The organism is Rhizobium sp. C104, from assembly GCF_022354505.1.
In the GTDB taxonomy this organism is placed as follows: Bacteria; Pseudomonadota; Alphaproteobacteria; order Rhizobiales; family Rhizobiaceae; genus Rhizobium; species Rhizobium redzepovicii.
This window is the reverse complement of sequence record NZ_CP092348.1, coordinates 2,482,357-2,504,822: the sequence shown is the minus strand read 5'-3', so window position 1 is coordinate 2,504,822 and position 22,466 is coordinate 2,482,357. Positions and strand designations below refer to the sequence as shown.

Below are 22,466 nucleotides of genomic sequence, written 5' to 3'. Positions count from 1 at the left end.
TGAGGACGAGCATGGCCATCCGCGATCGATTTTCGAAGAAACTGAACTGCCCGCAATGCGGCAATGAGGGCTTTGCCGAAGCCTCGGAGATCGACGATCCCAAGCGCAAGCACCCGGATTTCAAGGTCGATCAGCTGCCGCGCGGTTTTGGCGTGCAGCGGCCGTCCAACCACCAGGAAAGCTTCATGCTGAAATGCGAATGCGGCCGCAAGTTTCCCTTCCGCAGCCTGGCGGAGGCTGCGGCCGAGCGGCGCTAGAACGCAGGGTCAAACTTAAATCCGCTCCAGCAACTCGATGAAGGCATCGGCGAAGCGCACCAGATGCGCGGTCTCCTCGTTGGGCGCCTGCATGCGGATTTCGGTGCCGGCATAATCGAGCAGCGCCAGCACGACGCGCATCTGACTGCCGCCATCGGGAATGCGCAGCACGGCGATGCGCCGGCAATCCGCGACAAGGCCGCCGGCCGGCAGGTCGAACAGCAGCTCGCCGCCCGACCGCTGTGCTGCCTGGCGCACTGCCTCGCAGAAACCGGCATCGCCGCCGGCATAACCTTCGAGCGAAAGTTCGAGCTCGACGAGCTCCAACGGCAGCATCGGTTCGCTGTGGTCGATCCCGCCAAGCGCAGACGCCTGTGGCCTGGCTGCTATCTCGGGTGAAATCATCCCGTCTCTCCTTGCCTTTGAATTCGGAGATGAAACCGCGGCAGAATGACCCTTTTTAACCATATCAGCAAGGGCTCATGAAATGGCCCCGTCTTCGCCTCGCCTTTCGCCTCGGCCATCCCAGGCGGATTCCGGCTGATATTCCAAGACAACAGTTTCAATTCAGCCGAAACCTGCCCAGATCCGGATGATTTTGGGCCGGGCTGGCCAAAAATCTGAATCCGGATCCAAATCAAAGAAATAGAGCATGATGTCGTCCGAAAACCGCTTCACACTTTTCGGCATCATGCTCTAAACAGGGTTATGGCGATTTGCGTTGTTTGATGGCGCGGCGCTGACGAGCAACCGGTAAGTTTGATGGCCATCCGTTTCGACCGTCCCGTTTCAGGCGCCGCCCGCTTTTCGCGGCTGCTCGGGGCGTTTTCGCTGGTTCTGGCGCTGGCGGTGCTGATCGCTCATCGCTTCGGCGGCCTCGCCACCCCCTATCTCGTGCTGCTTCTGATCGCCGCCGCCGGCTGCGGGCTGCTGGCCGCCATGCTGGCCGCAGTCGGCCTGCGCAGCCTCTGGATGACAGGCGCCGAAGGCGGGCTCGCCGCACTCGCCGCCCTGATCTATGCCGCCTTTCCGCTCGGCATCGGCGCCTTCGCCGCCGAGCGGTACATGACGCTGCCTGATATCTACGACGTCTCCACCGACCCGGTCGCAGCCCCTGACTGGCTGTCGACCCCGAAATCCGATCAGATCTGGCTGAAGCGCAATCTCGTGACGCCGGAGGATCGCGAAAAGCAGATATCAGCCTATCCCGAGTTGACCGGCCGGCGCTATGAGGGCGCGCTCGACCGGGTGCTGGAAGCGGTGCGCAAGGTCGCCAAGCAGAGCGGCTTTACCATCGTCAGAAGCACCGGCACCAGCGAGCCGGACCGCGACCCGGAGGACGGACCGGCCAAACCCGAGCCCGGCGACGAAGCCGTTGCCGATGCGCCCGGCATCATTCCCGTGCCGACGCCGCGCCCCTATGACGACGACGTCGCCAAGCTGATCCGCGGCGCCAACGGCGTGACGCTGCAGGCGAGCAACCGCACACTGATCCTCGGCTTGCGCTTCGATATTCTTATCCGCCTGCGCGAAGAGGCCGAAACCACCTTCGTCGACATCCGCGTCGCCTCCCGCTACGGCCAACACGACCTCGGCTTCAGCGCCGAAATCGCCGGGGATTATTTGAAGGCGCTGGACGCCGAGTTGCTGGGGATTGCGGGTGGGTGAGCCGCGGTGGCGCAAAGCGCCAGCAATCGATCCAGTGAATCGATTGCAGCGGGTGAGCCGAGGTGCCGCGGAGCGGCAGCAATCGATCCAGTGAATCGATTGCAGTGGGTGAGCCGAGGTGCCGCGGAGCGGCAGCAATCGATCCAGTGAATCGATTGCAGCGGCGAACGCCCTGAGCCCAAAGCGAAGGGCCGGGAGAGGGTGCGGCAGGCTCGACATTCTTACGATGCCGCGAATTCGACGATCGGCCTCTGGAGAGACGGCGACACGCACCACGATCAGCCCTCATCCTGATGTGCCCCGCAGGGGCCTCGAAGGAAGAGGGCGGGTGGCTGGATTGCCGCGGCATCGCGAAGGTGGCCAGCCCCGTCCTTCGAGGCTTCGCCCTGCGGGCTACGCATCTCGGGATGAGGCTGGAGAGGGCTCACTCCATCACCAACCACCCCGTATATCTCACCACCAACCCCGTCAGCCGCCCGCCGATCTCGACGTGAAAATGGAACCGCCCCTCACGTTCCTCCTCGAACGTCTCCCCGCCCGGCGCCAGAAACAGCGGCAGCGGAAGCCCGCAAAAGCGCCAGCCGCGCACCGCCAGCCGCAGCCTCTCCCCCTCCGGCACCAGCGCCACCAGCACCCGGAACGGCCCGAACACCTCGGCGAGCAGATGCCGGTCGCGGCCCTTGCCCTCGAGCTGCAGGCTTTGGAAGCTCTTATCGCCGAAATGCCGCGTCCAGATCTCCTTCTCGCCATCGGCGGTAAAGCGCACCGTGACCGGCACATCCTCGCCGGCCGGGGAAAGCCGATCAGCCGGGCGACGATCCTCGCCAGCCACCCGCTGCCGCGCTCGACCCGCGCCCGCCCGGAGGCGACACGGGCGCTGCCCGAATATCCGCCCGCATGCATGGCTGATATGGCCGGCGGCAGCCGCGCGAAGGCGCTGCCGAGGACCCTGTGGTAAAGCGGCAGGCCGGCACCCTCGCTTTCCGTCCTGATCCCTGTTGCAATCGAGAACCGCCGGAATTCCGCCTCGAAATCTTCCAGCCGCAATTCCCCCGTCGCCGGCCGCGCGCCACTCTCCGGCCGGACGCCGCGCAGCAGCCGCCGCACCAGCGCCGCCACGCCGGTGACCGGAATGAACGGCCCGTCATCCCCCTCGGCAATCAGATGCCAGCCGCAGGCAAGCGGCTTGCCGGCGGTATCGAGGCCGCTCAGGCGCACGAACATGCCGCCGCGATGCTCGCCGATCGCCAGGCCGTGGCTCGCCCGCTGCATGAGCCGCGCAAACGGCGTCAGCGACGGCAGCAGCTTCCGCCGCGTGAGACCTGCCGCAAGCCCAAGCAGCCGCTGCAGCAGCTGCGGCTCCGTGCCGACCCCGGTGAAGCTGGATTGCAGGCCGGCAAAGCGGCCCGGCAGCAGCGCCAGATCCGGCGCATCCACCAGCAGGAAATTCCGGCTCTTGAGCGGCGCCACCCCGGGCGGGGCGACCGTCACCCGCATCGCCTCGATCAGCCCGCGCGCCTGCGCCGGCCGCCCCTGGCGCAGCACCGAGACCGGCTTGCCGGCATAACTGGCGATTGCTCTCACAACATTGAGCCCGATCTTCACATGCGCCGACGGGGCAATGCCGGCGGCCACCGCATCGATCCGGGAAAACCGCGGCGCCATCACTTCGAGCGCGGCGAAGGACAGCGCCGGCAGGCTGCTGAGACCGGAGAGCGCAAAAACCCCCTTCGCTCTCGCCTCGGCATCGAGCTCGCCGATCCCAGCGACGAAGCCGGTGCTGTCGGCGAGATCGGCATAATCGATGTCGAGCCCGATGCAGGCGCGCACCACCTTATAGGGATCTTGCCCAAAACTCTGGAACGGCCCGGAGGCATCGACGACCAGATCCGGCCGCAGCCGCGTCAGCTGTTCGGTGAGATCGCCGTCACGATCGAAGGCCACCGCCTGCAGCGTTGCCCCGAGATTGCTGCTTCCCAGGCCCTCGGATCCATCTTTCGGGGATCTGAGATCGGCAACGAAATCATCGGCCTTTTCAAGCGAGCGCCCGGCGATCAACAACCTGAGCCTGGGTTGATCGCCAAGCAGCCACGCCAGCCGGCCGCCGAACGTGCCATAGCCGCCGATGATCAGCAGCGAGAGCCGCTCGCCGCTCATGCGATGAAACGGCTGCGCTGCTCCGCCGTCGGCACCATGCAGCTTTGCCGCCCGGCGATCTTCAGCCGGTTGCGGGCGATGAATTCATAGAGCGCATCGGCCACCCGCCGCGGCAGCAGCCGGAAGATCCTGACCAGCGAATAGGGAAAGCCGAGGCCGGCCACCATGCGGATCGACCCATCCGACTTGAAGAAGGCGCGGCCATGCTCGATGAGGATATTGGTTTCGTAATCGCGCTCATTCAGCCCATAATGCCGGTAGAGTGCTGCGCCGAGCGGCGTCTGGGCGGCGAGGAAGCGGTAGCGCCGCTCACTGTCGTGCTTCAGCGCGAATTTCACCCAGCCGGAGCAGAACACGCATTCGCCATCAAAGACGATCAGCGGCTGGTCATCGGCAAAATCGGGCACATCGGCATCGCTGCGATAGCTGTAAGCGGCACGCGTCATGGTAATCTCCCCATCTCCCGCTTACAACAGCCGGTAGGTGGCGGCAAGCGAAGGCGGCCCATCGGCCGCAATCTCGCCGCGCTCCATGAGATTCTCGATATGGGCGAGCACGGAAAGGGCGGCCGCCCCATGCAGCTTCGGATCGGTATCGCGATAGATCACCTTCACCATCTCGGCAATCTGAGTGTCGCCCGCCTGGACGCGCGCCAGCACCGCCTGCTCGCGCCCGAGGCGATGCGCCTTCAGTGCCTTGAGGAATCCGGCCGGCTCCGTCACCGGCCCGCCATGGCCGGGCAGCAACAGCCGGTCGTCGCGCGCAATCAGCCGCTCGAGCGAGGCCATGTAATCCGCCATCGAACCATCTGGCGGTGCGACGATCGAGGTCGACCAGGCCATGACGTGATCGCCTGTGAACAGAATGTCCTGACCCTCCAGCGCAAAGGCGGCATGATTGGCCGTGTGCCCCGGCGTCAGCACCGCAGTCAGCGCCCAGCCATCGCCCGATAGGGTCTCGCCGTCACTGAGCGTGATGTCGGGCACGAAGGATAGATCCGAGCTTTCGGCAAAGGGATTGATCTCGCCATCCCTCAGCGGCCGCGCCGGCCGATGCGGCCCCTGGCCCACCGTCACCGCACCCGTTGCCGCTTGCAGCCGGCGGGCAAGGGGAGAGTGGTCGCGATGCGTGTGGCTGACGAAGATATGCGTCACCGCGCGGCCGGCAAGCGCTGCCATCAGCGCCTGAAAATGCGCCTCGTCCTCCGGCCCGGGATCGATGACCGCGACGGAGGAGGAGCCGACGATATAGCTGTTGGTGCCGAAAAAGGTGAAAGGGCCGGGATTGTTCACTGTCACCCGCTCGACCCCTGAGGCGACCGGCACGGCTTGCCCATAGGCCGGCTCGAAAGCGAGGTCGAATGCGGGACTGTCCATGAAGGAATGATCTCGGGCCGATGACGTCGCCAATTCCTAGCACGATGGCGGCCGCTACGCAGCGCATAAATCTGCGCCGGGTTAAACTTAGTCATTGTGACAGGCGAAGAGCTTTGCTAATCAGGCGTCGATTTGAGCAAGCGGTTTCCGCTCAAGCTCTGGTGGGGCGTCGCCAAGCGGTAAGGCAACGGTTTTTGGTACCGTCATCCCTGGTTCGAATCCAGGCGCCCCAGCCAACGCAGTGTTTATTTTCAGCAATCTAGGCTAAGGAAGCGGCTTGCCAGTAATAGTTCGGTGCTCGAAACCGTCTTAAGTCCCTTGGTGAGCGGGCGACAGCTCGGCAACTCGCGTTATCGGAAGGCCGTGCAAACATGCGTCGGCCAGACCGCTGGGGGATAGGTAGAATGATCGAGTGCACCGCACTCGAAATGTGCCATATCTGTAGGGGTATCGTAGGCTCAAATCCCTCTCTGCCAGATTTCCTGTTAAGCTATTGCTATTGCCTCCTTTTTATTCGCCCTTTCAAGTTACCCCACGCTTCAACCCACATTTTAGCCTAGCTCGCTCAGAACGATGTCACAGGAATATACCAGCAAGCGACTCATCTCCTCTAAACGAGTTCAGTGATTGCAATGCAGAAGGCTGAGTAAGGAGCTGTCTTTTCCCGCATTTTTCTCAGGGTGCTGATGGCTTGCCTGTATGATTGCTTGTGATCGGCATCTCCGTCTTCGAGTTCGCGCAAACAATCGCTTAGCTTCTACACGCAGCTCTTCAATACTGGCTTTCACGTCCATGCGAGCTTTCACAAAATCACTGTGGTTAATGTTGTAGCACTCGATGGATAACATCGCCATGTCGTGCTTGTATTGCTCGCTAGCCGGAAATCGGGCCATAGCCTCGCCGTCTTCCTTGAAAGTGATCATCGCGACCTCATCCGGATTACACGGATCGATTAGATAGGTCTTTTCCGATTTCCAATTTGCGTCCGGGCCCATCGCCCGCGTCGCTTCTACTACAGGAAACCTATCAGCTTTTCCTCCTACGAGGTCGGTCTCGATGTCGCGCCGTAGTCTATTCGCGTAGATGCAGCTGTAGCGATAGTTATCGAGATCGTAAGCAAGCCACCAATAGCCCGGATGCTCGTCGCCCTTCGTGGATCGCTCAAAGACTCGCCTCTTGGGCCTAAAGTGGTCCACATCGGTGTCTGTGCCCCTCTGAGGGGACTCAGTGTACCAACATTTTTCGCTAAATACCTTCCGAAGCTCGAATTTGATCTCGGACCAAATTTCGTTTTTGCGGATGATCTCGCTCCGCTTTAGAGGGTCGTTCTCTTTAAGCAGTCTTTTTTTAAAGCCTCGGCGCGTTCGGCCCAATCAGGTGGGAGAGATAGCTTTTTCGGATCGTACTCGACGGCTCTCACTGGCTAGGCCCCGAGTTTTCTTCCGTTAACATTTCTCGGATGATTTCGTCCGCAATCCGACGCCGCACTTCAGCGAGTGTGCTATCTTTAGTCGAGTTGAACAGCTCATCCGCGATTTTCTTCCGTCGTCGCAGATAGTCTTGATAATCGGTATCCCAGTGCGATGTTGAGAAACCAAGGCCCTGAAGTTCACTATTGATCGCGTTAAGCCGAATACTTTCTTCGGAGGAAAGCTCAGTTTTTTCACTCAGAGCTCTGCGTTCCCGAATTAGCTCTTCTGTCGGGAGGTCGAGTGTTGTCTGTAAGCCAAACATATCGCTTGTTAGAATCCCAGCGTACCCCATGCCGCGCGGGCTCTCGATTGGAGGTTTTGCACGTACACGGTACTCACTGTCACGCGTCATAACTTGAACCTGATCTTTATCAAGCTCAGCAATAGCAAGTGGGTGATGGGTTACCATGAGCAGGTGACTCGCCTCATGATTTGGAACGAATCCGCGCAGAAATTCCAAGTATTTCACGGCCCATGCGGGGTTAAGGTGGGTGTCCGGTTCATCGAGGAGAAAAAGTGAATCACGGCCGCCGGTGAATTTTAGCAAGCCGAGAACAGTAAGCAGCTGTTGCTCACCTTCGCTAAGCTCTCTGAACGTCAAGGGCGCCTCACTAGAGCTAACTCTGACACGAACGTTCACTTCAGCAATGATTTCCGACAATAATGTGCTTTCCAGCATCTTAAAGAACACGTCAGGTGTAAGTTCAGACGAGAAAGCGCGGAGGCTTTCAACGTCAGGAAGGAAAAGATGTATGAATTCGTTTTTGATTTTGCGCCCGGTAAGCGACAAAGTTTCGTTTCGAGTGACCCTGAGTGGGGAGAGAGCGAGCGGGTAAAGGCGGTCTAGAAAATCTCGAACGACACCTCCTGCACCCCAAAATTTCTCAGTTTTTAAATGAGATTTTACCCATTCCGGTCTCCGCATAACGAAGTGGACGGCGTCAAGCCCTTCAATTCCAAGTTGATCTCTGAGAAATTTTCGCTCTTTGTCCTCTTGTGTGCTCAAGAAAAAGGCGAGAAGCACAAACTGGCTATGGTTGGGTTTGGCGTAAAATAGCGGCCGTATCTGCCCGCCTAGCTCGACCTTATTTTCCAACAGCTTTCTGTAGAACTCGGTCCTGTGACGGCGAAAGTGATCTTCGAGGCGGTCACTGGGGCCGGAGTAATAGGCGAAGAGGTAATTGGGCAGGTAGTAACTTACACCGCTGGGATTTCTCTTTGCCCGCGAAATTGGGACCTGCTTCTCCGTTGTGAGCAAGTCACCAGGAGTCTCTCACTGCAAGTGATCTGATATTGCTTGCTTATTGACCCTCTACCCGGGTCAGCATCCACAGTGATCCATCGCTCGTCGTTGCTCTCTCCCAGCTTGTATCGGATAGCATAGGAAAAGGCCGGGCTTTCGCCGAGGTCGAGGTTGCGAAATATAACGACTAGCGCCTCTAACACGTTAGATTTGCCGGAACCGTTCCGTCCGACAACGACGGTCATTAAATCGTCTTCATCGAAGTCGATCCGTACGCCCTCCAGATTTTTGAATGATGAGCGAATATGTAAAAAGTCAATCTTCATTCAGCTTCGCCCTTCTGAGGTACGAAGACGTCGTGTCCATCCCGCTCTAATCGCAAAATGGATCCAGCTTGGAGTTGGGTTCGGAGATCGAGGAAGAATTGTTCGATAAGGTCTGTTGAAGAGTCTTCTGGGTAGCCACAAAGGTAGAAGAGTTTCTGACCGTCTATCGGCTTATCCACGCCCTTTAAAGCTTGAGAAACGGGTATCTGGCCTTTCATGAGCGATGTCCTAGGTTTCGATCTTCGCCTCGACGGCTTCGGTTGTGCTGCTAATAATGCTTCATATGCACTTAAGGATGTAAGCACATCTGTCTCACCGCTGATCTGTCTTGCTAATTTTCCGGCCAGCGCTTCTTTTCTGAGCGCTTTTTTCAATGCACCAAGTAGGCTCTCGACGCGACTGGCTTCATTGCGGATTCGCTCAATGTTATCCAAGTGCTCTCTACTGATGCGAGCAATGTCGCGCTGCTGGTCGATAGGCGGAAGGGGGAAGGGAAGCGCGGCGAAACGCGAGACCCCGAGGTGTGCTAGGTTTGTGGTGATTTTAGCAATGCTTCTGAAAACGCCGCTGTGGAGATAGTGGCGAAACACGAGGAGCGCATATTCAGGCTCAACTGCCCCAGACGCCCGAAACCGGACCAACGAATTGGTAAAAGCAACTGGGTCAAGCTCATTCCGAAACATAGCGGGTCGTCCGACAAGCTCCAAGCTTTGACCCTCATTAAGAAGTATGTCCCCATGTCGCAGCCTGTATGTTTCAAATTCCTTTTGCTCAAAGTGCATTGTCATAATGTCATCGACAGAGATTCGATCTTCGAAAACATTTGCAACCCGCAGATAAGGTTGCATATTTTCACCATAGTGATTTTTAGGAGAGCGTTGTCGACCCGCGCTAACATCGCCGGCTGCCCCTACAGTAGATTTCTTCCACTCAAGCGGCGTCTCAAGGTTGCCGGAGGAATTTCGGCCTCGTACAGTGGCGGTCGAGTTTCGCTCCACTCTGGTTCGCTGTTTGCTTTGCCAACCCTTGAAAAGTTTTCCCTGCACCCCAGCCTCTATTATTCTGAAGGGCATGCGCTGAATGACTTCCGCTAAATCACTTAGCTTCTGATTGATTGTAGAAAGCAGAGAATACCGAACTTCCAGCTCTCGTATTATTCGCTGTTGCTCATCATAAGGAGGAATATGAGTAGAATATGCGAGAACGTCCGCTACCGATATTCTTGGCAAATTAACGCCTTTTGCTTTTGAGATCGCATAATCGATAAAGCGGTCATCGCTAAGTATCTCTAGCAAATAGCTGGTATCGAGCATCGCCGTCGGACGGAATACAACTATGTCTGTGGAGCAAATACCATCGAACGGTGCTATGGCAACCTTGTTTAGATTGGGTCGGAGCCGGCCATATAGCAGATCACCCGCTCGGAAACGGTTTTTAACGCTGGATATATCTGCGCCACTACCGTGGCCGATAATACGATGCGTATGACGCTCAATATGTTCCAAGCCTAGATACACTTGGCTTGCTGCATCCTCCCAATCAAACCTATCACTGGAAATAGCTGCCACTTGGCTCAGCTTAAGTTCGGCCCATCCGGCGGGAACGCGATTCGTGCTCATTGATCGTCTTCGGTCACGTTCAACGCCACATGGAGATCCTCAACATCTTTGATAAGCGATCCCAAAGAAACCAGAACCAGCGCAGAAATCTCGTCGGGTCTCAACCCTTCATATTCATCGCTTTCCTGTTCATCAGTGAGCCAATGAATGTCGAGGTTTTCGTTAGTCGATGACAGATAGTCGAGATCGAACCGCTTAAACCTGTCATTTTCTACCCGGTCTTCGCTCACCCTTTCGAGATGGGGCCACTTGCCGAACTAGAAATAAAGTCTGCGAAATAGGATGAGGTTAGAGGATTCTTTTTTCCGAATTTAGGAGCGGCGGTTCGTAGGTCGTAAATCCAGACTTCCTTGGTATTTTCTTGGTTGCCATGGCCACGGGTGAAGAAGAGAACATTCGTTTTGACGCCTTGTGCGTAGAAAATTCCCGTCGGCAGACGCAAAATAGTATGAAGCGAACAAAGCTCCATAAGCTCTCGCCTAATCTGACGAGCCACTCCTTCCTCGAAAAGCACATTGTCAGGCAACACAACAGCTGCTCGTCCACCGGGCTTCAGGCTCTGATAGATATGCTGGAGGAATTCAAGCTGCTTATTAGAGGAAGAGTAGGAAAAGCTGTCTCGTGTAGCGCGTACGCTTCCCGATTTTGCGCCGAATGGTGGGTTGGCGATAATCACGTCAGCTGGTTTTAGATGCGAGCCATCTTCGGTAAGCGCATCACCGAGCGAGAGAGAAGCGTTCATACGATGCAGGAACACCGTTCATCAAACATAGCCTATATGTACCCCGCTCGATCTCGACGCCCTCATACTGCGGCGGCGTGGCTTCATATTCTTCTTGCGTTTGGGTAGCTCTAACATAGGCATCTGCGCTAATTAGAAAGCCACCCGTGCCTGTCGCAGGGTCTTGAATTAGCTCTCCTACCGTCGGCTTCACGATAGAAACTATGCAGTCTACCAACGCCCTCGGGGTAAAATATTGGCCAGCCCCTGAACGAGCATCCTCTGAGTTTTTTGCTAGAAGGGCCTCATAAATTTGCCCGAGGCCATCTTCAGAAATCTGATTCCATTGGATGGCGTTGAGGCCGTTTATAACCACCCGCAGGTTTTCCGAGTGTGAAAAAACGGTTGTTGGAAAAGCGAAAATGTCTCGAACCATTTTCGTTTCCGAGCTTGTACCAAGGTGAGTCAACATCTCCTGATAATGGCCCAGCAGGTTCGCCCCGTCATATGAAACGAGGTCTTTCCAACGATAGCCCTCAGGGAGGGAACTTTCGGCGCCATTTTCTTCGGCCACCTTTAGAAAAAGTAGATAGGTGAGTTCCGCAATGTACTGATTATAGCTGATACCGTCGCCGCGAAGGACATTGCAAAGTGACCAAATGCGTGACGCGGTGGCACGAGTTGACGGCGGCAAGGTTGTCAAAGCTGTAACCTTTCGAAAATGCTCTGAGTGGGCGTTGTTCGCAATTACGACATTCTGTCAAGTGGTGATGATGGTGGCATTCCGAAGAACACGGTCGGCAACGCCCGGCACCCCGCCGGTCCTGCGCCTTCCCCGCGCTCTTCAAACAGATGGACACCCGTCAGTTCAGCAAGCTTTTCCACCAGCGCATCCTGAAACCCCGGATCGCTATTCTCCGCCGCCGCCTCCCGTTGCTGACGATGATGCCAATGCCGGCCGCTGGCCTTGGCTGTGGCGGCATCGCTCGTCGCCAGCCGATGCTCGCAAATCGGCGCTCGCCGGCAAATTATCTGGACAAGGGCGATAAAGCGAATAGAAATTTCTGTACAATCTGCGGTCACGCCTGGGGCAAATTTTGAGCGATATCAAACTCTTTAATTTCGGCGACGCGCAGGTGAGCGAGCTGCCCGGCAGCGCCATGCAGGTCGAGAAATCCCTGCAGGTTCTGTTCGAGGCCAATCTCGAGGCGTTGCTCGGCATCCGCTTCCTGGCGACCGAGCACTCGACCGGTCACGTGCACGGCGGAAGGATCGATACGCTCGGCCTGGACGAGGACAACTCGCCGGTCATCATCGAATACAAGCGGTCGGTGAACGAGAACGTTATTAACCAGGGCCTGTTCTACCTCGACTGGCTGCTTGATCACCGCAAGGAATTCCAATGGCTGGTTATGGAACGCCTCGGCCAGGACGTGGCGAATGCTGTTGACTGGTCTGCTCCGCGACTGCTCTGCATCGCCGGCGATTTCACCCGCTATGACGAGCACGCCGTTAAGCAGATCGCCAGAAACATCGAGCTTATTCGCTACCGGCGGTTCGGCGAGGATCTGCTGATGTTGGAACTGGTGCATGTGCCGAAGACCAGTAAACTCACTGGCACTAAGGTGATAACTGAGGTGAAAAGCCTGGGCTCCCTGCAGCCCGCAGCTGAGGCCGGTCAGGAAAGCGACCCCTACCTCAGTCAACGAATGAGCTACCGGCTATCGCAGTCGTCGGCAGACCTTCGAGATATTTATGACGCTGTTCACCAGTTTCTGATCGCGCTCGGGGATGATGTGCAGGTAAAGGAATTGAAGCTCTACACAGCATTTAAGCGGCTGAAGAACTTCGTCTGCATGGAGATCTATCCCCAGGCGCGGACTGTGACGCTCTTTCTAAAGCTCGATCCAACTACCGTGGCGCTTGAAAGCGGCTTTGCACGCGACGTGAGCAATGTTGGCCACTTTGGTACGGGTGATCTTCAGGTAACGCTAAAGTCGATGGCGGATTTTGAGAAAGCACAGCCATTACTGGTTCGGGCTTACGAGGGTGGGTGATCAGGGGAGCGCCACAACAATATCTGTCGTCGGTTTCGATTCAGCTTGGACCGACAATCCTCAGGGCGCCGGGTGCAATCTGTGTCGTTCGACTCGATACGCAAGGTGCGCGGTTGCACGTTGCGCCGAGGTTGGCGTCATTCAGCGAAGCGGCAACGGTTATAAGGACCGAAAGATCTGAGGTCGGCAAATGTCTCGTCGCGCTCGATCAGCCAACAATCGTTCCCAACCTCAGTGGCTCGCGTCCGGTCGACAAGGTTGCAGGGGCGCTCATCTCCTGGGTAGGTGGCGGTGTTCAACCAGCCAACCGATCGAAGCTTGGCATGTTTGATGATGCCGCACCGATCTGGCGGTTCAAACAGGCAATCGGCGCCATTGAGGATCCAGAGGCCGCACGGGCCGCATCGTCAGGGCTCTTTCTAATTGAAGTATTCCCCGCTCTAGCACTGGTTGTTATGGAGAGCGCCTACTGCCAACGTTATGGGGCGCCAAAATACAACCCAGCCAACCGGAAAATGTTTAAATTAGATCACTGGCTTTCCGTGGCGGAGACGATCCGGACATTCGGATCGCTCAGGGCTTTAGAGCAGCTAGAACTCTGGTGTTCTGATGTGTCGACTAACCTGATGCCGAGGAAAGCCGATCAGGACAAGGTTGATGCGATGATCTGTGGCCTCGTTGGCTTGCATTGGCTTTTGGCACCGCGCGACCAATCTGTCATGATTGGTGATCTGGACAACGGCTACATGATCGCCCCGGCGGTAAACGGCATCCATGAGCGGTTGGTTACCGCTGCAAGGAAAAGGAATGTGCCAATTAGATAGTGCGATCCTGATATGGCGCCGTGCCATGCCTGCGGACCCCGTTCTTGCGCCTCACCGGCCATCTGCGAACAGCCGGACGCCAGTCAACTCCGCCAGCCTCTCCACCAGCGCATCCTGAAACCCAGTATCGCCAACCTCCGCCGCCGCCTCCCGCCGCTGCCGATGATACCAATACCCACCGCTGACTTTCGCAGCCTCCGCATCGCTCGCCGCAAGCCACGTCTGCGTGAGATGCCCCATCTCCAGGTCATCGGGTGCGCCGGCGCCGCCCATCTTCGTTGGCACCCAGCCGGGATCCACCGCGTTGCTCAGAACATCCGGCCAATGGCGGGCGATGGCGGTGGCGAGGGTGGCGATGTAGAGCTTGCTTTCCGAATAGGCCTGGCTGGCGTTCCACGGCCGCTTCTTCCAGTCGATATCGTCAAGGGCGCTGCTGCCGCTGCGGTGCATGCCGCTGCTGAGATAGATGAGGCGCTCGGGGCGGGTGATCCAGGCGGTGAGCAGATAGGGGCAAGCACATTCACCGCCAGCGTCTTGGCGTGACCATCAGGCGTTTCGCCCCGGCTCCTTTCGAGGTAGATGCCGGCATTGTGGATGACGGCGTCCATGCGGCCGATGGCGTTGACCTGCTCGGCAATCGAGCGCGTTTCCGTGGTGCTGACGAGATCGCCGATGACGATGCCGAGTGCGGTGGCTGACACCTCGGATATGGCGGCGGCCCGCTTCCGGGAGCGGGCATGCAGCACGACGTCATGGCCTTCCTTCATCAGGGTGCGGGCGGCGGCAAGGCCGAGGCCATCGGTGGAACCGGTGATGAAGATGCGGCTCATTGGGTTTCCCTTCGCGGCGGCGTGGAGGGGGGCAGAGTGCTTGTGTAGGGTGGTCGGGTCAAGGTGGGATGGTGGACAAGTCCGCCAGCGAGTGGGTGCGGTTTTGCAGATTGGTTCCCACCTACTCCGTCATCCTCGGGCTTGACCCGAGGATCCATACGCAGCACTCGACGTACATGAGTTCACGCATAGGATGCCCCCTGCCGCTCCGTCTGTCGACGGCGAGCACAATGCTCGGGGCATGGATCCTCGGGTCAAGCCCGAGGATGACGGAGGAGGTGGTGGGGCTCGGCGAAAAACGGCGGCGCCGTGGATCCCGGGCTCAAGGCCGAGGATGACGGAGGGTGGGGTGGCGTCCCAACCAAATCCTACCCCGCTAAACCACTGAAATCACCCCCGCCGCCTTTCCGCCCCCGCCGCAATCGTCTGCACCAGCTCATCCACCTCCCGCGCCAGCCGCTCCAGCGGCAGGCCGACGAAGCGGCCTTCGAGGCTGATGCTCACCACCCCATGCACCGCGCCGAACAGGGTGCGGGCGCGGATGGCTCGGTCTTCGGGGGGCATGTCGGGTTGCAGTTCGGCCAGCGGTTCGGCGATCACGTCCATCAGGAAGAGGTGTTCGTTCAGATGCCATTGCGGCGTCGGGCTGGTGTCGGGGGGAAGTGGTCGAACAGCGCCTTCCAGAGGTTCCGGTGCTCGACGGCGAAGCTTAAGTAACCCTGCGCCAGGTTGCGCAGCCGGTCGGTCGGCGGCTTGTCCTTGGTTTCGGAAAGCGTCAGCCTCGCCTCCAGCGCCTTCAGCGTGGCGGAGTTGACGTGGATGACGAGCTCGGCGAGGTCTGAAAAGACCGTGTAGAGGCCGCCGAGCGCGCAGCCGGCATCCTGGGTGATGTCGCGGGCCCTGAAGATTCGTCAGCCCGTCGCGGGCGATCCGCTCGCGCGCCGCCTCGATCAGCCGGGCCTTCAGGTCTTCGCGTTTTTCTTCTCGTCTGCCGGCCATTAACCATTCCACTTCGATTTTTTGAACGTCGTTCAAAATTTATCTTGAACGACGTTCATGATTCTGGCATAACACCTCTCGTGAACAACGTTCATAAACCGGAGGCAAGAAATGTTCAAACTGATTTCTATTCTCTTGCGGGGCAGGGCGCATGATGCCGAACAGGCTTTTGCCGATCGCAACGCCGTGCCGCTGCTTGCCCAGCAGATCCGCGATGCCGCCCAATCGATCCAGTCGGCCCGCCGCAGTGTCGCCGTCGCCATCGCCCAGAACGAGCAGGAGAGGGTGCAGCACGCAGCGATCGTCGCCCGCATCGCCGATCTGGAAAACCGCGCCTCCGCCGCCTTGGCGAAGGGCAATGAGGCCCTGGCCCGCGAGGCGGCCGAGGCGATCGCCTATCTCGAAGCCGAGCGCGATGCATCCGAAAAGGCGCAAGGTCAGTTCACCAGCTCCATCGACAAGCTGAAGGCGATCGTCCGCGCGTCCGAGGCGCGGCTGCAGGAGCTGCAGCGCGGCGAGCGGCTGGCCCGCGCCACGCAGGAGGCGCAGAAGCTCGATGTCGTCGTCGCCGGTCCGGGGCTTGCGACGCTCGACGATGCTGAGGAGACGCTCGCCCGGCTTCGCCTGCGCCAGAGCCAGAATGAGCTGACGGCCGCAGCCCTGAAGGACACGGAAGGCGCCATCCGCCCGGCCGGCATCATCGAAAAGCTTGCCAATGCCGGCTGCGGGGCGCCGCTGCGCTCATCCGCCGATGATGTGCTGGCGCGGCTGAAGAGCCGCATCACGCCTGCTGCCTGAAATTGCATCCATCGAACCATTCATCCATCGAACCATAGGGACCACTGATATGAACGACAGTTTCCAGAAACATTCCTCAAGCTGGGTCAGCTTCTCCTACATCTCCTTCGGCTCGGCCGCCTTCATGCTGGCGCTTGGCCTTTACATGATGCCGCTCGATCTCTGGGGCAAAGGCTATCTCGCCATGGGCATTCTAATGCTGGTGCAGACCACGGTGAACATCACCAAGACGCTGCGCGACAATGCCGAATCCGAGAAGCTGATCCGCAAGGTCGAGGATGCCCGCACCGAGAAACTGCTGGTCAAGTTCAATCGTAACGATGAAGATTGATCTTCGTTAACCGCACTGCAGAGTTGTTATCGCACTCAACTATTGCGTAACAACTCTGTGGCCTTCTCTGCCTGCCGAAAGAGGAACGAGCCCGTGCAACACAATCTGATGACATCAAGGAAATTCGCGCCGCTGTTCTGGACCCAGTTCCTCACGGCCTTCAACGATAATTTTCTGAAGAACACCCTGGTGTTCCTCATTCTCTTCAAGATGTCGGCGAGCGAGGGGGCTGCGCTGGTGACGCTTGCCGGCGTCATCCTCATCGTCCCCTTCCTGCTGCTCTCGGCGCTCGGCGGCGAACTCGCCGACAAGCATGACAAGGCCAAGATTGCCGAGCTGCTGAAACGCTGCGAGATCGCCATTGCCGGGCTTGCCGTCGTCGGTCTGGCGTTTTCCTCGATTTTCGTGCTGATGGCGGCGCTGTTTGGGTTCGGCGTCGTCTCGGCGCTGTTCGGGCCGATCAAATACGGCATCCTGCCCGATCATCTCGAACGCCGCGACCTGCCGAAGGCCAATGCCTGGATCGAGGGCGGCACCTTCATCGCCATCCTCGCCGGCACGATCATCGCCGCCTTCGCCTTCTCCGGCGGTGACAATGTGCTGATCTTCGGCACGATGATGATGGGGCTTTCGGTGCTTTGCTGGCTGGCCAGCCGGATGATCCCGCCCACCGGCTCCAAGGCGCCGGATCTCGAAATCGACCGCAATGTCATCCGCTCCAGCTACACCTTGGTCATGGAAATCCGCGCCGATAAACGGCTGTGGCGTTCGGCGCTGATGAATTGCTGGTTCTGGCTGGTCGGCGCCTTTGTGCTGTCCATCCTGCCGACCATGGTGACCGAGCTGCTCGGCGGCTCCGAGCTCGTCGTGCCGGCCTATCTCACCGTCTTTGCCATTGCCGTTGCCGTCGGCTCGGCGATTGCCGCCTGGATGTCCTCCGGCCGCATCGTGCTGCTGCCGGCCCCTGTCGGCACGGCGCTGCTCGGCCTCTTCAGCCTCGATCTCGCCTGGAACCTCTGGGGCCTGGCGTCAGTCGGCCATGCAACGACGATCGCCACCTTCTTTGCCGGTGAAAATACCATTCGCGTCGCCATCGATCTCGCCGGCATGGCAATCTCTGGCGCCTTCATCGCCGTGCCGACCTTTGCCGCGCTGCAGACCTGGGCGCATGAAGACCGCCGCGCCCGCGTCATCGGCGCCGCCAATGTGCTCTCGGCGCTGTTCATCACTGTCGGCCTCGGCCTGGTCGCCGCCTTCCAGGCGCTCGGCGCCTCCATTCCTCAGATCCTGATCGGCCTCGGCATCATCAATTTCGCCGTCGCCTGGCTGATGCTGAAGACGCTGCCGACCAATCCCTTCCGCGATTTCATCTCGATCCTGTTCCGCGCCTTCATGCGCCTCGAGGTCGAGGGGCTGGAGAATATCAAGAAGGCCGGCCGCGCGCCGATCATCGCCCTCAACCATGTCAGCCTGCTCGATGGTGCGCTGGCGCTTGCCATCACCGAGGAAGAGCCCACCTTTGCCGTCGATTACAAGATCGCCCAGGCCTGGTGGGTGCGGCCCTTCCTGAAGATGTGCAAATTCCTGCCGCTTGACCCGACCAAGCCGATGGCGACGCGGTCGCTGATCAAGGTGGTGCAGGACGGCAACCCGATCGGCATCTTCCCCGAGGGCCGCCTGACGGTGACCGGCACGCTGATGAAGGTCTATGATGGCGCCGCCATGGTCGCCGACAAAACAGGCTCGATGGTCGTGCCGGTAAAGATCGACGGGCTGGAGAAGAGCTATCTCTCCTATCTCGATAACGGCAAGATCCGCCGCCGGCTGTTCCCCAAGGTCAAGGTCACCATTCTCGAGCCGGTGAAGCTGGAAGTGCCGCCGGAACTGAAAGGCCGCAAGCGCCGCACGGCGGCAGGCGCTGCCCTTTATCAGGTGATGTCGAACCTGCTGTTCCAGACCGCCGATACCTCGTCGACCGTGCTCGACCGCGTCATTCAGGCAGGTGGCGAATTCGGCATGGGCAAACTCGCCGTCGAAGATCCGGTCACCGGCCGGCTGACCTATGGCAAGCTCTTGACCGGGGCTGCCGTGCTCGGCGCAAAATTCCGCGCCCGCTTCCCGGAAACCAATCTCGGCGTCATGCTGCCGAATGCCAATGGCGCCGCCGCCACCCTTCTCGGCGTGATGACGGCAGGCAAGGTGCCGGCGATGCTGAACTTCACCGCGGGTGCCGCCAATATCCTCTCCGCCTGCAAGGCCGCCGAAGTAAAACATGTGCTGACCTCGCGCGCCTTCGTCACCCAGGCGAAGCTCGGGCCTGTGATCGAGGAGATGGAAAAGCAGGTGGCGATCGTCTGGCTCGATGATCTCAGGGCCGAAATCTCACTCAAGGACAAGATTTTCGGGTTTCTCAGGAAGGCGCGGCCGCTGGTCAAACGCCAGCCGGATGATCCGGCTGTCATCCTCTTCACCTCGGGTTCCGAGGGCACGCCGAAGGGCGTGGTGCTCACCCACCGCAACATCCTGTCGAACGCCGCCCAGGCGGCTGCCCGCATCGATTTCCACAGCGGCGACAAGGTGTTCAACATCCTGCCGGTGTTCCATTCCTTCGGGCTGACGGCCGGCACGGTGCTGCCGCTGATCTCGGGCGTGCCTGTTTATTTCTATCCGTCGCCGCTGCATTACCGCATCGTGCCGGAACTGATCTATGTCTCCAACGCCACGATCATCTTCGGCACCGACACCTTCCTCAATGGTTACAGCAGGACGGCGCATCCCTACGACTTCCGCTCGATCCGTTACATCTTCTCCGGCGCCGAGCCGGTGAAGGCCGCAACCCGCCAGACCTATATGGAAAAATTCGGCCTGCGCATCCTGGAAGGTTACGGCGTCACCGAGACCGCACCGGTCATTTCGATCAACACGCCGATGTACAACAAATCAGGCACGGTCGGCAAAATCCTGCCGGGCATGGAATGGAAGCTCGAACCGGTGCCCGGCATCGAGGAGGGCGGCAGGCTGCATGTGCGCGGCGCCAATGTCATGGCCGGTTATCTCCGCGCCGAAAAGCCCGGCGTGCTCGAGCCGTTGGTCGATGGCTGGCACGACACCGGCGACATCGTCACCATCGACGAGGATGGTTTCGTCAAGATCCGCGGCCGCGCCAAGCGCTTCGCCAAGATCGGCGGCGAAATGATCTCGCTCGCCGCCGTCGAGACGCTCGCCGCCGAACTCTGGCCCGGGGCGCTGTCGGTCGTCTCCTCGCTGCCCGACGCCAAGAAGGGCGAGCGCCTGGTGCTGCTGACCGACGCCCCCACCGCCACCCGCGCCGAATTCCTCGCCTTCGCCAAATCCAAGGGCGCGATGGACATGATGGTCCCGGCCGAGGTCAATATCGGCAAGGTGCCGGTACTGGGCTCCGGCAAGGTCGATTTCGTCGCGGCGCGCAAGCTGGCGGAGAGCGTGGCCGAGAAGGGGGAGGCGGCTTAGGCGGACTTAGGTTTGGGGCGTCGCGTCCTGCGGCACCCCCTCTGCCCGGCCGGACATCTCCCCCACAAGGAGGGAGATCGGCAGGAGGCCAACGCTCGGTCCCACTTTGCCGGTACGTTGATTCCAAATGGCAATTGTTTGGGGAAGCCCTAACGTCTATCCGATCTCCCCCCTTGTGGGGGAGATGTCCGGCAGGACAGAGGAGGGAGCCCCCACCACGCGCCAACAGAAGCGCACCACGACCGGCTAACTCACCGCCGCCCGCTCCGTCGTCTCCAGCCGCAACCCCAGTACCAGCGGCACGGCGAGCGCGTAGACGGCGACGACCGATAGCCAGATGGCGCCCGGCCATTCCTCTCGGAAGAGGAAATAGAGGCTGGAAAAGCCGAGCGGCGCGACGATCGAGGCGAGGCTGACGGCTGAGGCCAGCACGCCCTGGAACTGGCCCTGGCTATTTTCATCGACCTGCCGGGTCGCCAGCGACTGCAACGCCGGCACGCCGATGCCGCCAAGCGCAAAGACCGGCATGATCGCGAAGATCATCCAGCCCTGGCCGGCGAAGGCCATGACGGTGAGAGCGAGTGAGACGGCGGCAACACCCACGAGGATCGCGGCGCGTTCGCCGAGCAGCCGGACCGCCGGCCCCGGCAGCAAGGCCTGGGCAAATGTCTGGCAGATGCCGAAGGCGCCCAGCGAAAGGCCGATCGACAGCCCGTTCCAGTGAAAGGCCTCGCTGCCCCACAGCGCCCAACAGGTGCCGTAGGCCTCGCCGGTGGCGCTGAAGATGAAGAACAGGGTGACGACCGGCAGCAGGCTTTTGACCTCCAGCACCGACCGCAGCGGTTTCAGCGGATTGAGCGCCGCCAGATCGATCGTCTCGCGGCTGCCCGGCCGCGATTCCGGCAGGATGAAGAAGGCAAGCAGCAGGTTGGCGCCATTGAGCACGGCGGCTGCGATAAACGGCAGCCGCAACCAATGATCGCCGAGCACGCCGCCGAGCACCGGGCCGATGATGAAGCCGAGGCCGAACATGGCGTTGAACAGGCCGAAGCGGCGGGCGCGTTTCTCCTCCGGCGAAATGTCGGTGATATAGGCGGTGGCGACCGAGATATTGGCGCTGGTCAGCCCGGCGATCGCCCGGCCGACGAACAGCAATGCGAGATTGGGCGCAAAGGCGAGAAACAGGTAGTTGACGGCGGCGCCGGCGAGCGAAATCAGCAGCACGGGCCGTCGGCCGAGCCGATCGCTCAGCGCCCCGAGCACCGGCGCGAAGATGAACTGCATCACCGCATAGAGCGCCGTCATCGTGCCGATATACGGTGCGACGTTTTCGGCATGGGTGATATCGCGCAGCAGCGACGGCAGGATCGGGAAAATCAGCCCGATGCCGACGGCATCGAGGACAATGGCGGTAAAGATGACGATAAGGGATCTGGTCATGGGTGCGTTCCGGGTCGACGCAAGCCCGCAGGACCGTCAGCGCCTCCCTGATTTTTCCAAATCACGGAATTGCATCGGGACGCCGATGGCTCACGATAAGGCCTGATCTTTGTCAGGCGATTGGTTTCTAGGGGGTGCTGGCCGAACCATGGCTGATGCGCATGGCTGGCGTGTACTCGACCGCCTGGACGACCCATTCGTCCACCTGTTTACTCCGCCACTGAGCGGATCAAGGGAGGCAGTCGCTTTTCGCGACGGGCAAGACATACGCCGGATGGTTGAGTAGGGCAAGCCTGTTTTTGTGTGGGGGATGGTTGCCGGTGTGAGGTTTTGTGGCGCCGTCGATCAATTCTCTGCCGTGTTTCAAGTGAGACCGTCGAGGACCTCCAACAGAATGGAAGGTGAACTCAGAAAGCCTCCCGCCACGAGGCCAACGAAGCCAAGCGCCAGCGCTCCAGCAATTCCGTGGCTCTCCCAGCCGTAATGGGCCCCCAGGGCCGTTGCCGTCATGACGATCGAAACTGTCCAAACGATCTTGACCAGCGAAATCAAGCGCCGCCCAATCGTTCGTCTTTCTTCTGCCTCGGCCAAACCAACCTTCTCGAGCGCTTCCCTGCCACATTGAAGCATTGCAATTTTTAGGGGCATCATCAACGGGGCGAAGTATCGAAGGGAAGAGATGGTAAACGCGCGCCCGCACGGTTCGCGCGGCACGGCATGCCCCGGCGGCAGCGGCCCCTGGGGTCGAGATGGGTGGATGGGGGTGGGCTTCGCGGGGATATTATGAACGCCGCACCCCCAATGACGCGTTTCGTCTGTCGTTCGGCGCATATGAGGTTGTCCCGCCGGGGCAGTCGCT

General features: G+C 59.6%; 17 protein-coding genes, 1 tRNA gene and 5 pseudogenes. 8 read left to right on the top strand and 15 right to left on the bottom strand.

Going from position 1 to position 22,466, the window contains the following annotated elements; all coding sequences use genetic code 11:
* Positions 1–11: 11 nt before the first annotated feature.
* Positions 12–257: a hypothetical protein gene (locus MF410_RS13680; protein ID WP_037073946.1), complete on the top strand. Its 246-nt coding sequence runs from the start codon at positions 12–14 to the stop codon at positions 255–257.
* Positions 258–272: 15 nt separating this feature from the next.
* Here the strand turns inward: MF410_RS13680 and MF410_RS13675 are convergent, their stop codons facing one another.
* A complete protein-coding gene (locus MF410_RS13675) occupies positions 273–662 on the bottom strand; it encodes a hypothetical protein (RefSeq protein WP_097624153.1) in 390 nt (129 codons plus the stop codon).
* A gap of 357 nt (positions 663–1,019) precedes the next feature.
* Here MF410_RS13675 and MF410_RS13670 point away from each other — a divergent pair, with 357 nt between their 5' ends.
* The gene (locus MF410_RS13670) at positions 1,020–1,925 is read left to right on the top strand and encodes a DUF1499 domain-containing protein (protein WP_131711376.1); all 906 of its coding nucleotides are present in this window, start codon (positions 1,020–1,022) and stop codon (positions 1,923–1,925) included.
* A gap of 424 nt (positions 1,926–2,349) precedes the next feature.
* Here MF410_RS13670 and MF410_RS13665 read toward each other — a convergent pair.
* The 3 genes and pseudogenes from MF410_RS13665 to MF410_RS13655 all read right to left on the bottom strand — a co-directional run bounded on the left by MF410_RS13665 (position 2,350) and on the right by MF410_RS13655 (position 5,458).
* Positions 2,350–4,082, bottom strand: a pseudogene (locus MF410_RS13665) (DUF4166 domain-containing protein).
* Complete coding sequence (locus MF410_RS13660; protein ID WP_097624156.1) at positions 4,079–4,528, bottom strand: DCC1-like thiol-disulfide oxidoreductase family protein; 450 nt, start codon at positions 4,526–4,528, stop codon at positions 4,079–4,081. The pseudogene MF410_RS13665 and the gene MF410_RS13660 overlap by 4 nt, the downstream one beginning before the upstream one ends.
* A gap of 21 nt (positions 4,529–4,549) precedes the next feature.
* Entirely contained in the window at positions 4,550–5,458 is a 909-nt protein-coding gene (locus tag MF410_RS13655; protein WP_097624157.1) for an MBL fold metallo-hydrolase, read from the bottom strand.
* A 162-nt stretch (positions 5,459–5,620) separates the two neighbouring features.
* Between MF410_RS13655 and MF410_RS13650 the strand changes: the two genes are divergently transcribed.
* Positions 5,621–5,694 (top strand) — tRNA-Gln (locus tag MF410_RS13650).
* A gap of 384 nt (positions 5,695–6,078) precedes the next feature.
* Here the strand turns inward: MF410_RS13650 and MF410_RS13645 are convergent.
* The 7 genes and pseudogenes from MF410_RS13645 to MF410_RS13620 form a co-directional block, all read right to left on the bottom strand.
* On the bottom strand, positions 6,079–6,654 hold the full coding sequence (locus MF410_RS13645) for a hypothetical protein (RefSeq protein ID WP_239619819.1): 576 nt from the start codon (positions 6,652–6,654) through the stop codon (positions 6,079–6,081).
* Positions 6,655–6,874: 220 nt separating this feature from the next.
* Positions 6,875–8,026, bottom strand: a complete 1,152-nt coding sequence (locus MF410_RS13640; RefSeq protein ID WP_239619818.1) for an AAA family ATPase — start codon at positions 8,024–8,026, stop codon at positions 6,875–6,877.
* Between the two features lie 469 nt (positions 8,027–8,495).
* Entirely contained in the window at positions 8,496–10,118 is a 1,623-nt protein-coding gene (locus MF410_RS13635; RefSeq protein WP_222148781.1) for a restriction endonuclease subunit S, read from the bottom strand.
* On the bottom strand, positions 10,115–10,348 hold the full coding sequence (locus tag MF410_RS13630; RefSeq protein ID WP_239619817.1) for a hypothetical protein: 234 nt from the start codon (positions 10,346–10,348) through the stop codon (positions 10,115–10,117). The genes MF410_RS13635 and MF410_RS13630 overlap by 4 nt, the downstream gene beginning before the upstream one ends.
* A complete protein-coding gene (locus MF410_RS36625) occupies positions 10,345–10,860 on the bottom strand; it encodes an N-6 DNA methylase (protein ID WP_275593014.1) in 516 nt (171 codons plus the stop codon). The genes MF410_RS13630 and MF410_RS36625 overlap by 4 nt, the downstream gene beginning before the upstream one ends.
* Positions 10,835–11,542: an N-6 DNA methylase gene (locus MF410_RS36620; RefSeq protein WP_275593013.1), complete on the bottom strand. Its 708-nt coding sequence runs from the start codon at positions 11,540–11,542 to the stop codon at positions 10,835–10,837. Before MF410_RS36620 ends, MF410_RS36625 begins: the two co-directional genes overlap by 26 nt.
* Positions 11,543–11,679: 137 nt before the next feature.
* Positions 11,680–11,835 (bottom strand): annotated as a pseudogene (locus MF410_RS13620) (daunorubicin C-13 ketoreductase); the annotation flags it as partial.
* A 101-nt stretch (positions 11,836–11,936) separates the two neighbouring features.
* Between MF410_RS13620 and MF410_RS13615 the strand changes: the two are divergent.
* Complete coding sequence (locus tag MF410_RS13615; RefSeq protein ID WP_097624161.1) at positions 11,937–12,896, top strand: DUF5655 domain-containing protein; 960 nt, start codon at positions 11,937–11,939, stop codon at positions 12,894–12,896.
* Positions 12,889–13,720, top strand: a pseudogene (locus MF410_RS13610) (DUF429 domain-containing protein). Before MF410_RS13615 ends, MF410_RS13610 begins: the two are co-directional and overlap by 8 nt.
* 51 nt (positions 13,721–13,771) lie before the next feature.
* Here MF410_RS13610 and MF410_RS13605 read toward each other — a convergent pair.
* Together MF410_RS13605 and MF410_RS13600 are read right to left on the bottom strand one after the other, a co-directional pair.
* Positions 13,772–14,550: pseudogene (locus MF410_RS13605) on the bottom strand (SDR family NAD(P)-dependent oxidoreductase).
* A gap of 390 nt (positions 14,551–14,940) precedes the next feature.
* Positions 14,941–15,549, bottom strand: a pseudogene (locus MF410_RS13600) (WHG domain-containing protein).
* Positions 15,550–15,660: 111 nt separating this feature from the next.
* Here MF410_RS13600 and MF410_RS13595 point away from each other — a divergent pair.
* From MF410_RS13595 to MF410_RS13585, 3 genes are all read left to right on the top strand, one after another.
* A complete protein-coding gene (locus MF410_RS13595) occupies positions 15,661–16,347 on the top strand; it encodes a PspA/IM30 family protein (protein ID WP_097627309.1) in 687 nt (228 codons plus the stop codon).
* Positions 16,348–16,396: 49 nt separating this feature from the next.
* Positions 16,397–16,678, top strand: coding sequence for a YiaA/YiaB family inner membrane protein (locus MF410_RS13590; protein ID WP_003557239.1), 282 nt, complete (start codon positions 16,397–16,399; stop codon positions 16,676–16,678).
* Between the two features lie 93 nt (positions 16,679–16,771).
* Complete coding sequence (locus tag MF410_RS13585; RefSeq protein WP_097627310.1) at positions 16,772–20,167, top strand: acyl-[ACP]--phospholipid O-acyltransferase; 3,396 nt, start codon at positions 16,772–16,774, stop codon at positions 20,165–20,167.
* Between the two features lie 246 nt (positions 20,168–20,413).
* Here the strand turns inward: MF410_RS13585 and MF410_RS13580 are convergent, their stop codons facing one another.
* The gene (locus MF410_RS13580; RefSeq protein WP_097627311.1) at positions 20,414–21,607 is read right to left on the bottom strand and encodes a TCR/Tet family MFS transporter; all 1,194 of its coding nucleotides are present in this window, start codon (positions 21,605–21,607) and stop codon (positions 20,414–20,416) included.
* A 363-nt stretch (positions 21,608–21,970) separates the two neighbouring features.
* Positions 21,971–22,321 carry a hypothetical protein gene (locus MF410_RS13575; protein WP_239619815.1) on the bottom strand — a complete coding sequence of 117 codons (351 nt, stop codon included), beginning with the start codon at positions 22,319–22,321 and terminating at the stop codon, positions 21,971–21,973.
* Positions 22,322–22,466: the final 145 nt, after the last annotated feature.

Coding starts and splice junctions, on each gene's coding strand:
- MF410_RS13670 (WP_131711376.1), top strand. CDS start 1,020: ATGGCCATCCGTTTCGACCGTCCCGTTTCAGGCGCCGCCCGCTTTTCG.
- MF410_RS13675 (WP_097624153.1), bottom strand. CDS start 662: ATGATTTCACCCGAGATAGCAGCCAGGCCACAGGCGTCTGCGCTTGGC.
- MF410_RS36625 (WP_275593014.1), bottom strand. CDS start 10,860: ATGAACGCTTCTCTCTCGCTCGGTGATGCGCTTACCGAAGATGGCTCG.
- MF410_RS13635 (WP_222148781.1), bottom strand. CDS start 10,118: ATGAGCACGAATCGCGTTCCCGCCGGATGGGCCGAACTTAAGCTGAGC.
- MF410_RS13580 (WP_097627311.1), bottom strand. CDS start 21,607: ATGACCAGATCCCTTATCGTCATCTTTACCGCCATTGTCCTCGATGCC.
- MF410_RS13655 (WP_097624157.1), bottom strand. CDS start 5,458: ATGGACAGTCCCGCATTCGACCTCGCTTTCGAGCCGGCCTATGGGCAA.
- MF410_RS13595 (WP_097627309.1), top strand. CDS start 15,661: ATGTTCAAACTGATTTCTATTCTCTTGCGGGGCAGGGCGCATGATGCC.
- MF410_RS13680 (WP_037073946.1), top strand. CDS start 12: ATGGCCATCCGCGATCGATTTTCGAAGAAACTGAACTGCCCGCAATGC.
- MF410_RS13590 (WP_003557239.1), top strand. CDS start 16,397: ATGAACGACAGTTTCCAGAAACATTCCTCAAGCTGGGTCAGCTTCTCC.
- MF410_RS13660 (WP_097624156.1), bottom strand. CDS start 4,528: ATGACGCGTGCCGCTTACAGCTATCGCAGCGATGCCGATGTGCCCGAT.